Annotated in this window: 11 protein-coding genes; 8 read left to right on the top strand and 3 right to left on the bottom strand. The window is 70.3% G+C overall.

From position 1 onward, the window contains the following. Together ACYVO6_RS09895 and ACYVO6_RS09890 are read left to right on the top strand one after the other, a co-directional pair. A complete protein-coding gene (locus tag ACYVO6_RS09895) occupies positions 1-1,143 on the top strand; it encodes a glycosyltransferase family 4 protein (protein ID WP_461059460.1) in 1,143 nt (380 codons plus the stop codon). A 59-nt stretch (positions 1,144-1,202) separates the two neighbouring features. Next, on the top strand, positions 1,203-2,825 hold the full coding sequence (locus ACYVO6_RS09890; protein WP_461059458.1) for a GMC oxidoreductase: 1,623 nt from the start codon (positions 1,203-1,205) through the stop codon (positions 2,823-2,825). Positions 2,826-2,847: 22 nt separating this feature from the next. Here ACYVO6_RS09890 and ACYVO6_RS09885 read toward each other — a convergent pair whose 3' ends face one another. Further along, the gene (locus ACYVO6_RS09885; RefSeq protein ID WP_461059456.1) at positions 2,848-4,644 is read right to left on the bottom strand and encodes an AMP-dependent synthetase/ligase; all 1,797 of its coding nucleotides are present in this window, start codon (positions 4,642-4,644) and stop codon (positions 2,848-2,850) included. Between the two features lie 306 nt (positions 4,645-4,950). Between ACYVO6_RS09885 and ACYVO6_RS09880 the strand changes: the two genes are divergently transcribed. The 6 genes from ACYVO6_RS09880 to ACYVO6_RS09855 all read left to right on the top strand — a co-directional run bounded on the left by ACYVO6_RS09880 (position 4,951) and on the right by ACYVO6_RS09855 (position 10,508). Then, entirely contained in the window at positions 4,951-5,742 is a 792-nt protein-coding gene (locus ACYVO6_RS09880; RefSeq protein WP_461059454.1) for a metallophosphoesterase family protein, read from the top strand. A gap of 126 nt (positions 5,743-5,868) precedes the next feature. Beyond that, on the top strand, positions 5,869-6,309 hold the full coding sequence (locus ACYVO6_RS09875) for an SRPBCC family protein (protein WP_461059452.1): 441 nt from the start codon (positions 5,869-5,871) through the stop codon (positions 6,307-6,309). 159 nt (positions 6,310-6,468) lie between these two features. Continuing rightward, positions 6,469-7,638 (top strand): ArsA family ATPase, encoded by a 1,170-nt coding sequence (locus tag ACYVO6_RS09870; protein WP_461059450.1) that lies wholly within the window; start codon positions 6,469-6,471, stop codon positions 7,636-7,638. 124 nt (positions 7,639-7,762) lie between these two features. Further along, entirely contained in the window at positions 7,763-8,248 is a 486-nt protein-coding gene (locus tag ACYVO6_RS09865) for a DUF5304 domain-containing protein (RefSeq protein ID WP_461059448.1), read from the top strand. Positions 8,249-8,546: 298 nt separating this feature from the next. After that, on the top strand, positions 8,547-9,500 hold the full coding sequence (locus ACYVO6_RS09860; RefSeq protein WP_461059446.1) for an ROK family glucokinase: 954 nt from the start codon (positions 8,547-8,549) through the stop codon (positions 9,498-9,500). A gap of 222 nt (positions 9,501-9,722) precedes the next feature. Next, the gene (locus tag ACYVO6_RS09855) at positions 9,723-10,508 is read left to right on the top strand and encodes an endonuclease/exonuclease/phosphatase family protein (protein ID WP_461059444.1); all 786 of its coding nucleotides are present in this window, start codon (positions 9,723-9,725) and stop codon (positions 10,506-10,508) included. A gap of 10 nt (positions 10,509-10,518) precedes the next feature. On the opposite strand, the gene ACYVO6_RS09850 is transcribed toward ACYVO6_RS09855, so the two are convergent. After that, positions 10,519-11,199 (bottom strand): hypothetical protein, encoded by a 681-nt coding sequence (locus tag ACYVO6_RS09850; RefSeq protein WP_461059443.1) that lies wholly within the window; start codon positions 11,197-11,199, stop codon positions 10,519-10,521. After that, positions 11,192-12,028, bottom strand: a complete 837-nt coding sequence (locus ACYVO6_RS09845) for an alpha/beta hydrolase (protein WP_461059441.1) — start codon at positions 12,026-12,028, stop codon at positions 11,192-11,194. Before ACYVO6_RS09845 ends, ACYVO6_RS09850 begins: the two co-directional genes overlap by 8 nt. Positions 12,029-12,193 lie beyond the last annotated feature (165 nt).

Raw genomic sequence — 12,193 nt, 5'->3', positions numbered from 1 at the left:
ATGCACAAGACCCTGATCGTGACCAACGACTTCCCGCCCCGACCAGGCGGCATCCAGGCCTTCCTGCACAACATGGCCCTGCGCCTGGACCCCGACCAGCTCGTCGTCTACGCGTCCACGTGGAAACGTGGACGCGACGGCATCGAGGCGACCGCCGCCTTCGACGCCGAGCAGCCCTTCACCGTCGTACGCGACCGCACGACGATGCTGCTGCCGACGCCGGACGCCACGCGACGGGCCGTCGGGCTGCTGCGGGAACACGGCTGTACGTCGGTGTGGTTCGGGGCGGCGGCTCCGCTCGGCCTGATGGCGCCCGCGCTGCGGAAGGCCGGCGCCGAGCGGCTTGTGGCCACCACGCACGGCCACGAGGCGGGCTGGGCCCAGCTGCCCGCCTCGCGTCAACTCCTGCGCCGTATCGGCGAGTCCACGGACACGATCACCTATCTCGGCGAGTACACCCGCTCACGGATCGCCGCCGCGCTGACGCCCCGGGCGGCGGGCCGTATGGTCCAACTGCCGCCCGGCGTCGACGAGAAGACCTTCCACCCCGGTTCGGGCGGAGCTGCCGTACGGGCCCGCCTCGGCCTCACCGACCGCCCCGTCGTCGTCTGCGTCTCACGGCTCGTCCCGCGCAAGGGCCAGGACACGCTCATCCTCGCCATGCCGCGCATCCTCGCGAAGGAGCCGGACACGGTCCTGCTGATCGTCGGCGGCGGACCGTACGAGAAGGAGCTGCGCAAACTCGCGTACGAGACCGGCGTCGCCGACTCCGTGCACTTCACCGGCCCCGTCCCCTGGTCCGAACTCCCCGCCCACTACGGCGCGGGCGACGTCTTCGCCATGCCCTGCCGCACCCGCCGGGGCGGGCTCGACGTAGAGGGCCTGGGCATCGTCTACCTGGAGGCCTCCGCGACGGGTCTGCCGGTGGTGGCGGGCGACTCCGGTGGCGCGCCGGACGCCGTGCTGGACGGCGAGACCGGCTGGGTCGTCCGAGGCGGCTCCCCGGAGGCGGCAGCGGACCGCATCGTCACGCTCCTGGGTGACGCGGAGCTCCGGCGCCGGATGGGGGAGCGGGGGCGGGAGTGGGTCGAGGAGAGATGGCGCTGGGATCTGCTGGCGGAGAAATTGAGGACGTTGCTGTAGCGGCAACCCTAGGCGGAACCGGAAAATCCGCACATGCTGCGCACATGACAGTAAAACTGATGCAGCATCAGCTGACAAGACGTCAAATCCTGGGCATGGTGGCCCTCCAGACCGCTGCCGCATCCGGTCTCACCCGCATTGGTCTGCAGTCGGCGTCGGCCGCCGAACCGGCCGCCGTCGACAACGCTCCCGCCATCGTGATCGGCTCGGGCTACGGCGGTGCCGTCGCCGCCCTCCGCCTCGGTCAGGCCGGCATCCGCACGATCGTCCTCGAGATGGGTCGGCTGTGGAACACGCCGGGCTCCGACGGTAAGGTCTTCTGCTCCACGGCCGCCCCCGACCAGCGGTCCATGTGGTTCCGCACGCGCACCGAGGCGCCGCTCGCCACCTTCCTGTGGCTGGACGTGGTCAACAAGGACATCAGCCCGTACCCCGGGGTCCTGGACCGCGTGCGCTTCGCCGACATGTCCGTGTACGTCGGCCGGGGCGTCGGGGGCGGTTCGCTCGTCAACGGCGGCATGGCGGTCACCCCGCTCCAGTCGTACTTCGCCGAGCAGTTCCCCACCGTGGACGTGAACGAGATGTACGGCACGTACTTCCCGCGCGCCCGCTCCATGCTCGGCGTCAACACCGTCGACCCCGCCTGGTTCGAGTCGACCGAGTGGTACCAGTTCACGCGGGTGTCCCGCAAACACGCCCAGAACACCGGCCTGCGGACCACCTTCGTGCCGAGCGTCTACGACTTCGGCCACATGCAGCGCGAGGCGGCCGGTACGGCGACGAAGTCGGCGCTCGCCCAGGAGGTGATCTACGGCAACAACCACGGCAAGCGCAGCCTGGACAAGACGTATCTGGCATCGGCGCTGGGGACGGGGAACGTGACCATCCACACGCTCGAGAAGGTGCGCGAGATCGACCGGGCCGCCGACGGCACGTACGTCCTGACCGCCGACCGCGTCGACGCCACCGGCACGGTCGTCGAGACCAAGCAGTACGGCTGTACGTACCTCTTCCTCGGAGGCGGCAGCCTCGGCACCACCGAACTCCTCGTCCGCGCGCGGGAGACAGGGACGCTTCCCGCCCTGGACGCGAGCGTCGGCAGCGGCTGGGGGACCAACGGGAACGTGATGCTCGGGCGGGCCAACCATCTGTGGGACACCGTCGGGGCCAACCAGTCCACCATGCCCGTCATGGGCATCGACGACTGGGCCAACACCGCCAACCCCGTCTTCGCCGAGATCGCCCCGCTGCCCACGGGCCTCGAGCACTGGGTCAGCCTCTATCTGGCGATCACCAAGAACCCGCAGCGGGCGTCGTTCTCGTACGACAGCGGCACCGGCGGGGTGAGGCTCGGCTGGACGGCCGCCCAGAGCGCGGTCTCCGTCTCCATGGCCAAGAAGCTGTTCGACCGGATCAACTCCGCGAACTCGACGATCTACCGGTACGACCTGTTCGGCTCCGCGAGCAAGATCTTTGCCGACGACTTCACGTACCACCCGCTCGGCGGCTGCGTGCTGGGCAGGGCGACCGACAACTATGGCCGGGTGAAGGGGTACTCGAAGCTGTACGTCACCGACGGCTCGCTGGTTCCCGGGTCGATCGGGGTGAACCCGTTCGTGACGATCACCGCGCTCGCCGAACGCACGATGGCGCGGGTCCTCGTGGAGGACACCGCGCCATGAGCCGTCGTACGACCGGGGTCGGCTACTTCTGGTAGAGCGCCTCGATCTCGTCCGCGTAGTCCTTCGCCACCACGTTCCGCTTGAGCTTCAGGGACGGCGTCAGGTGGCCCGACTCCTCCGTGAACTGGGAGGACAGAATGCGGAACTTCCGCACCGATTCCGCCTTCGACACCGCGGCGTTGCCGTCGTCGACCGCCGACTGGATCGCGGCCAGCAGGTCCGCGTCCTCGCGCAGTGACGCCGCGGTGCAGCCCGCCGGCTTGCCGTGCTCGTCGGCCCAGCGGCCCAGGAACTCCTCGTCGATGGTGACGAGCGCGCCCACGAACGGCCGCCCGTCGCCCACCACCATGCACTCTGCGACCAACGCGTGCGCACGGATACGGTCCTCGATCACGGCCGGAGCGACGTTCTTGCCGCCCGCGGTGACGATGATCTCCTTCTTGCGGCCGGTGATCCTCAGGTACCCGTCCTCGTCGAGCGTGCCGATGTCCCCGGTGTGGAACCAGCCGTCGGCCAGCGCCTCCTCGGTCGCGCCCTCGTTGTTCCAGTACCCCTTGAACAGGTGCTCGCCGTGCAGCAGCACCTCGCCGTCGTCCGCGATCCGGATCACGGAGCCGGGCAGCGGCTGACCGACCGTGCCGATCTTCTGCCGGTCCCAGGGGTTGAAGGCCGTGGCCGCGCAGGACTCGGTCAGTCCGTAGCCCTCCAGGACCGTGAAGCCGATGCCACGGAAGAAGTGCCCGAGCCGCTCACCCAGCGGGGCGCCGCCGGAGATCGCGTACTCGCCCTTGCCACCGAGAACGGCCCGCAGCTTGCTGTAGACGAGCTTGTCGAACGTCCGGTGCTTGATCTTCAGACCGAGCGACGGGCCCGACGGGGTGTCCAGCGCCTTGCTGTACGCGATCGCCGTGTCCGCCGCCTTGTCGAAGATCTTGCCCTTGCCGTCCGCCTGCGCCTTGGCGCGCGCCGAGTTGTAGACCTTCTCGAAGACCCGCGGCACACCGAGGATCAACGTCGGCCGGAACGAGGCCAGTTCGTCGGTGAGGTTCTTGATGTCCGGTACGGTGCCCAGCTTGATCGGCGCCATCATCGGCGCGATCTGCACGAGCCGCCCGAAGACGTGGGCGAGCGGCAGGAAGAGGAGGACCGAGCACTCGCCCGTACGGAACAGGGGCCGCAGCCGCTCCACGATGTTGCCGCACTCCGCGAAGAAGCTGCGGTGGGTGAGCACACAGCCCTTGGGGCGGCCGGTGGTTCCGGAGGTGTAGACGATGGTCGCCGGGTCGTCCGCCTTGGCGCGCGAGCTGCGTTCCTCGACCGTCTCGTCGGCGACGGCCTTGCCCGCGCGGCCCAACTCCTCGATGCCGCCCGCCTCGATCTGCCAGACGTGCTTCAGCTCGGGCAGCCGGTCGCGCACCGACTCGACGGACGCGGCGTGGGTGTCCAGCTCCACGATGCAGGCGGTCGCGCCCGAGTCACCGAGGATCCACTGCACCTGTTCCGGCGAACTCGTCTCGTACACCGGGACGGTGACCGCGCCCGCGCTCCAGATCGCGAAGTCCAGCAGCGTCCACTCGTAGCGCGTACGGGACATCAGGCCGACCCGGTCGCCGGGCTGCACCCCCGAGGCGATCAGCCCCTTGGCGGCGGTCTGCACCTCGGCGAGGAACACGGTCGCGGTGACATCCGTCCAACTGCCGCCCACCTTGCGGGCGATGACTGCGACATCCGGATGCTGCGCGGCGTTTCTGCGGACGATGTCGGTCAGATTGCCGTCCGCAGGGACCTCGTACAAAGCCGGAAGGCTGAACTCGCGCAAGACTGCTGCTCCTCATAGGGCGCCGACGCCACGACCTCGTGTGTTGCGACGGAGCGGTCCAAGGCTCGGGCGGGTACTCAGGGGATTCAGTTGTTGAAACCCTAAGTACAACGGGACTACCCGGACGTTACCCGCCGGTACCACCTCTACGACAGGGGGGCCGGGGAGATGTTCCCCGCGTCACAACGCCGTCACGTGTGCGGGCCTTCTCTTGCGAGCGTAGTCCAATCCGTTACGGCCCACGAAGTCATCGCAGGTCCGACCGCGTCTACACACGTTTGCTTCACAGGCTTATCCTTGATCGCCATGGCAGGCACACAGGGCGGCACCCCCAGGACGCGGATCCACGTCGTCAGCGACGTCCATGGAAACGCCCGTGACCTGGCCAGAGTCGGCACCGGAGCGGACGCCCTGATCTGCCTCGGCGACCTTGTGCTCTTCCTCGACTACGCCGACCACTCGCGCGGCATCTTCCCCGACCTGTTCGGCACCGAGAACGCGGACCGCATCGTCGAGTTGCGCACCGCCCGCCGCTACGAGGAGGCACGCGAGTTCGGCAACCGGCTCTGGGCGGGCGTCGACCGCGGCTCGGCCATCGAGAAGGCCATACGCAAGCAGTACGCCGAGATGTTCGCCGCCTTCCCCACGCCGACGTACGCCACGTACGGCAATGTCGACATGCCGACCCTGTGGTCCGAGTATGCCGGACCCGGCACCACCGTGCTCGACGGGCAGCGTGTCGAGATCGGCGGCTGGACCTTCGGCTTCGTCGGCGGGGGCCTGCGCTCGCCGATGCGGACGCCGTACGAGATCAGCGACGAGGAGTACGCGGCCAAGATCGAGGCCCTCGGCGAGGTCGACGTCCTCTGTACGCACATCCCGCCGGAGGTCCCCGAGCTCGTCTACGACACGGTGGCGCGGCGCTTCGAGCGGGGCAGCCGGGCGCTGCTGGACGCGATCCGGCGGACCCGGCCGCGGTACTCCCTCTTCGGGCACGTCCACCAGCCGCTGGTACGGCGGATGCGGCTGGGGGCGACCGAGTGCGTCAACGTCGGGCACTTCGCGGGATCCGGGAAGCCGTGGGTTCTGGAGTGGTGAGGGCTCCCGGCGACGGATGGCCCGCTGTCACGCGGTAGCCTTCACGCTGCATACGCAGGTAAGAACCTTGAGAAGCACCGAGAAGCACCCCTCTTGTCCGGACCCGCATCTGGAGGAGCCACGACGATGGCGGAACACACCAGCTCGAGTATCACGATCGAGGCGGCACCGGCCGATGTCATGGGGGTGATCGCCGACTTCGCGCGCTATCCGGACTGGACCGGCGAGGTGAAGGAGGCGGAGGTGCTCGCCAGCGACGAGCAGGGCCGCGCCGAGCAGGTACGCCTTGTCATGGACGCCGGCGCCATCAAGGACGACCAGACCCTGGCCTACACCTGGACCGGCGACCACGAGGTCTCCTGGACCCTCGTCAAGTCCCAGATGCTGAGGTCCCTCGACGGCTCGTACATCCTGAAGCCGGCGGGCTCGGGCGCCACCGAGGTCACCTACAAGCTCACGGTCGACGTCAAGATCCCCATGCTCGGCATGATCAAGCGCAAGGCGGAGAAGGTCATCATCGACAGGGCGCTGGCGGGCCTGAAGAAGAGGGTAGAGACGGGCGAGTAGCCGCTGCTACCGCTGTACCGCTGTGGGCAGACGTTCCGCAGGGCGACGGGGGTCCCCCCGCTCGAGCGAAGTCGAGAGTGGGGGAGGGTGGGCACAGCCCACCAGCACCGGGTGCCGTCACAAGCAAGGCCGCACACCAAGCAACCCCGAGCGGAGCGCATGCGCACAGTCCTGATCACCGGCCCCGGCGGCTCCGGCCGCACCACAGTCGCCGCGGCCACGGCGCTCCAAGCCGCCCGCCAGGGCACCCGCACCCTGCTCCTGAGCGCAGACCGCACGGACACCCCCGGCGCCGCCCTGGGCAAACCCACCGGCCCAACCCCCGCGGATGCGGAACCGCACCTGACAACCTGGCGCCCCGACTCCGGCGAGGACTTCCGCGACGACCTCCTCGCCTTCCAGGAACGGGCCGCCTCCGCCCTGGACATGCTGGGCGCCACCCGCCTGGAAGCGGAGGAGCTCACCCCCCTCCCCGGCGCCGAGGAACTCGCCCTCCTGCGCGCCCTGCGCGACGCGGCGACGACAGACACGTACGAACTCCTGATCGTCGACCTGCCCCCCACCCCCCAGGCACTCGCCCTCCTCGCGCTCCCGGAGCAACTGCGCCGCTACCTGAGCCGCCTGCTCCCCGCGGAGCGCCAGGCGGCGCGCGCCCTGCGCCCCGTACTCGGCCGTCTCGTCGGCGTCCCGATACCCGCGGACCGGCTGTACGAGACGGCCGCCCGCTGGGACCTCGAACTCGCCGCCGTAGCGGCGGTGTTGGCGGACCGGACGACGACCGTACGCCTGGTCGCCGAGCCCGGCCCGGCCGGCACCGACGCCGTACGCGCCGCCACCACCGGCCTCGCTCTGCGCGGACTGCGCGCCGACGCCCTGGTCGCGAACCGCGTCCTGCCCGACGCGTCCCCCGACACCTGGCTCGCGGGCCTCGCCGCCCAGCAGCGCAAGGCGTTGGGCGAGTGGCGGGACACGTACGAGGTGTGTGAGGTGCCGCACCTCGGCCACGATCCGCGCGGCACCGACGACCTCACCGCGCTGACCGTGCCGGACGCGGGCCAGGCCCCGCGCCCGGTCGAGTGGCCGATGACCGACCAACTCGCCACCGACGGTGTGATCGTCTGGCACATCCCGCTGCCCGGTGCGGTACGGGACGACCTCGACCTCATCCGGCGCGGCGACGAACTCGTCGTCACCGTCGGCCCGTTCCACCGCATCGTCCCGCTCCCGTCGGCCCTCCGCCGCTGCACCGTGCAAGGTGCCGCCCTGCGCGACGGCGAGCTGCGCATCCGTTTCGCACCGGACCCGGAGCTGTGGCCGCGGGGAATGTGACCGTGACGCCGGTACGTTGGCCGAGTCCTTGTCCGTACGGGATTCTTGGCCGCCCGAGACGGTGAACGGCACATCCCCGTTCGGGTAACGTCGAGAGACACAGAGCCAATGCTTGGAGTCCGCCATGAGCGATGAGCGCCCCACGTCCGACGGCGCGGAGGACGCGCTCGAGAAGGTGCACGGCAACGAGGTGCACGCGACCGATGCCGACGCCTGGGCGACGGCCTGCGCGGAGGACCTGGCCGCCGAGAAGGCCCGTCGCCGCGCCCAGTACGGCCCGCCCCCGGGCTCGGCCGGCGAGGAGCTGCGCAAGTTCTTCGACACCGTCACCGACCGGCTGTCCGGACTGCAGTCGCCGCTGCTCGGTGCCGTGGCCGGTGGTGCCGCCCAGCAGATGGTGAACCAGGTCGTGCAGCAGGCCAAGGCCGCCGTCGAGCCGGTGATCGAGCGCAACCCCGACTTCTTCGACCACCTGGCCGCGGCCGGTAACGAGCTGCTCGCCGCGTACCGCTCCGCCGTCGAGTCGCAGGAGCGCCGCTGGACCCAGGACCGGCCCCCGAACCGGCCCGACGAGGACTCCGGTCCCGGGGAACACATCGACCTGGACTGATGGCCCCTGAGGCCCTGCCGTCGGCTTCCCGCCTGCCCGGCGCGGCCTGGCACGCACTCCCCCACTGCCTTAAGGGCGTGGGGGGACCCCCAGCGGCGTTGTCGTCACTCGCCGACTCCCCCCACGCTCGAACCGAGCTCGCGCGGGGGGACCCCCATCGCGTCGACTCCCTCCTCCGCCTTGCAGCTGCACGCACCAGGCCGCGCCGGGCCCGCCCTCCGGGCGGACGACGGGAAGTCGACGGCAGGGCCTCGGGTACGGTTGGCCGTAGCGGGGCTCGACCGAAACTGAGGGATTCATGGGACTCACCATCGGCGTCGACATCGGCGGCACGAAGATCGCGGCCGGCGTGGTCGACGAGGAAGGCAGCATCCTCTCGACCTTCAAGGTGCCGACTCCCAGCACGCCGCAGGCCATCGTGGACGCCATAGCCTCCGCCGTCGAGGGCGCCAGGGCCGGGCACGAGATAGTGGGCGTGGGCATCGGCGCTGCAGGGTACGTCAACCGGCAGCGTTCCACGGTCTATTTCGCGCCGAACATAGACTGGCGGCAGGAGCCGCTGAAGGACGAGGTCGAGCGCCGGGTGGGCCTGCCGGTCGTCGTGGAGAACGACGCCAACGCGGCCGCCTGGGGCGAGTACAAGTTCGGCGGGGGCAAGGGCCACCGCAACGTCATCTGCATCACGCTCGGCACCGGCCTGGGCGGCGGCATCATCATCGGCAACAAGCTCCGTCGCGGCCACTTCGGCGTCGCCGCCGAGTTCGGCCATATCCGGGTTGTGCCGGACGGCCTCCTCTGCGGCTGCGGCAGCCAGGGCTGCTGGGAGCAGTACGCCTCCGGGCGCGCCCTCGTCCGGTACGCGAAGCAGCGGGCGAACGCCACCCCCGAGAACGCGGAGATCCTCCTCTCGCTGGGCGACGGAACCCCCGAGGGGATCGAGGGCAAGCACATCTCGATGGCGGCGAGACAGGGCGACCCGGTCGCCGTGGACTCGTACCGCGAACTCGCCCGCTGGGCAGGCGCGGGCCTCGCGGACCTCGCCTCACTCTTCGACCCCTCCGCCTTCATCGTGGGCGGCGGCCTCTCGGACGAGGGTGAACTGGTCCTCGACCCCATCCGCAAGTCCTACAAGCGCTGGCTGGTCGGCGGGAACTGGCGCCCGGTGGCAGACGTCATCGCCGCCCAGCTCGGTAACAAGGCCGGTTTGGTGGGCGCGGCGGACCTGGCGAGGGAGCCGGACCCGATCATGTAGCGCCCGGGCTCCGTCCGGTAGGGGGCGCGGGGCTGTGTCGATATGCGGCTCCGCCGCGATGGGGGTCCCCCCGCTCTGGGGGTCCCCCCAGGCCCTTAAGGCACTGGGGGAGAAGCCGAGAGTGGGGGAGCGACCAGCCACAGATAACCGTCAGTCGCACACAACCCTCGCGTCCCGGGCTATTAGGCGCCCCGACCCGCGGTCCCTACGTAAATTGACCGCATGGCAACGCCGCTCCCAACCTCCCGCACCGAGCCTGACGGTTCGGCAGTCATCCGCGTCCTCAGCTACAACATCCGGTCAATGCGCGACGACACCGAGGCACTCGCCCGAGTCATCCGCGCCTGCGCGCCCGACCTCGTACTCGTCCAGGAGGCGCCCCGGTTCTTCCGCTGGCGCAAGAAACTGGCCCGCCTCGCCGCCGCGTCGGGCCAGGTGATCCTCTCCGGCGGGGCCACCGCATCCGGCCCCGCCCTTCTCTCCTCGCTCCGGGCAACGGTGGAGCGTACCGAGGACGTACTCCTGCCGCTCACCCCCGGCCTGCACCGGCGAGGCTTCGCCACCGCGGTCGTACGGTTCGGGCGTGCGCGGCTCGGCGTACTGAGTTGTCACCTCTCGCTGCAGAAGGACGAGCGGTACGAGCAGGGCGGCATGCTGCTCGACCGGCTGGCCGCGCTCGGGACGCCGTATGCGATCGCGGGCGGCGACCTGAACGAACGCCCCGGCAGCCGTACGTTCAAGCGCCTCGCCACCGAGCTCCAGGACTGCTGGACGGTCGCCCCTTGGGGCGGCGAGTACACCTCCACGCCTGCCGAGCCGCATCAGCGGATCGACGCTCTCTTCGCCACCGAGGGCATCGAAGTCCTGGGCTGCGGCGTGCCTCCCCCACTCTCGGCTTCGCTCGAGCGGGGGGACCCCCATGAGCTGCCGGGCGTCACAGAAACGGACTTGAGGGCGGCCACGGACCATCTGCCCGTACTGGCCGCCCTCAGGGTTCCCGCCTCCTAGGCGCGCGGGGTCACACCACTGCGCCGCGCCCCGGATCGTCGTCCTCCTCGTCGTCCGGGCGCATCCGCAGGACCAGCGTGCCGAAGCCGCCGACGAAGCCGCCGATGCCGAGCGTGGTCAGCCACCACGTCATGTGCCAGCCGAGCAGGACGGCGAGCAGGAGCAGGAGCGGGCCGCCGAGCACGGCGAGCCAGGCGAACTTGGCCGTGGTGTCCGCGGCGGGCAGCGGGGGCGGCTCGGGCGGTACGAAGTGGCCCTCGTCGTCCTCTTCGAAGTCCTCCTCGGACGGCTCCGGCGCCTGGTAGTCGCGCGGTCCCCCGACGCCGGGCGGGAAGGCGACGGAGCTGCCGAGCGGCTTCTCGGCGGCGGGCTTGTCGTCCGCCTTCTTGCCGGCCGCCCTTTCACCTTTTTCGCCGTCGGAGCCCTCGGACGCCCCGGAGTCCCTGGGCTTCTCCATGGTGTCCCCGGGCCGCTCGGGGTCGGCGTCGCTCGCGCCGTTCGTCTCGGACTCCAGGAGTGCCAGGTCCTCGACCGACTTGAAGGGCTTGGCGCCGGGCGGGTCCGGCGGTTCCTCGCCGTACCCGGCGACGATCGCAGCCCAGGCCGCGGCCTCGTCGAACGACGGGCCCTGCTCCTCGCCGGGCGGCGCGTCCTTCTCCTCGGGCTCGCGGTCCGCGTCGTGCTCAGCCACCAGTGGCCGTCCCTTCCTGCTGACCCACCTGACCTGCCTGACCTGACTGGTCCAGCCGAACCGCGTCGGGCTGCTTGCCGGCTTCGGGCGCCAGCCGCTCGACGAAGGCGAAGCTCTCCTCGAAAATACGGTCCGCGTCGTGGTCCAACGTCGCGACGTGGTAGCTCTGTTCCAGCACGATCTCCTGTACGTCCGTCGAGGACACCCGGCTCAGCACGCGCGCCGAGTCGGCGGGCGGCACCACATGGTCCTGGGCGCTGTGCAGGAGCAGCATCGGCTGCGTGACCTGCGGCAGCTCGCTGTCGACCAGCCGGAAGAAGTTCCGCAGCGAGTGCGCCGCGTGCAGCGGGACCTTGTCGTAGCCGAGCTCGACGCTGCCCTCCTTGGCGATGTCACTGGCGATTCCCTTCGTCGTACGGACGACGTGGCGGGCCAGCGGAAGGGCGTACGCGGACAGCCCGTGCACCTTGTTCGCCGGGTTGACGACGACTATGCCGCTCACCGCGTCCCCGTGTTTCGCGGCCAGCCGCAGGGCCAGCGCGCCGCCCATGGAGAGGCCGCAGACGAAGACCCGGGAACAGCGCTCACGCAGGGCGCGCAGCTCGCGGTCCACCTCTGCGTACCAGTCCTGCCAGCCGGTGAGCTGCATGTCCTCCCAGCGTGTGCCGTGGCCGGGCAGCAGGGGCAGCGAGACGGTCAGACCGCGCTCGGCGAGATACTCCGCCCAGGGGCGCAGCGACTGCGGGGAACCCGTGAAGCCGTGGCAGAGGAGGACGCCGACCTCTCCGCCCTCGTGGCGGTACGGCTCGGCTCCAGGAAGGACCGGCACCTTCGGTCTCCTGTTCGTTTAAAAGGGGCGTTCAATGGGGTGTCGAAAAGGGGCGTTCATCCGCAAGGGGCAACAAGACGATCACCCCGGGACTTCGAGGTGTACTTCACCGTACGCGACGGCACTGACACCGACCAGGGCCGTCGGGTCCTTTGACAGTGCTCC

This window comes from Streptomyces pseudoechinosporeus (assembly GCF_054783935.1).
Note: the sequence above shows the minus strand (reverse complement) of the source record. Positions and strands in the feature narration are given on the sequence as shown.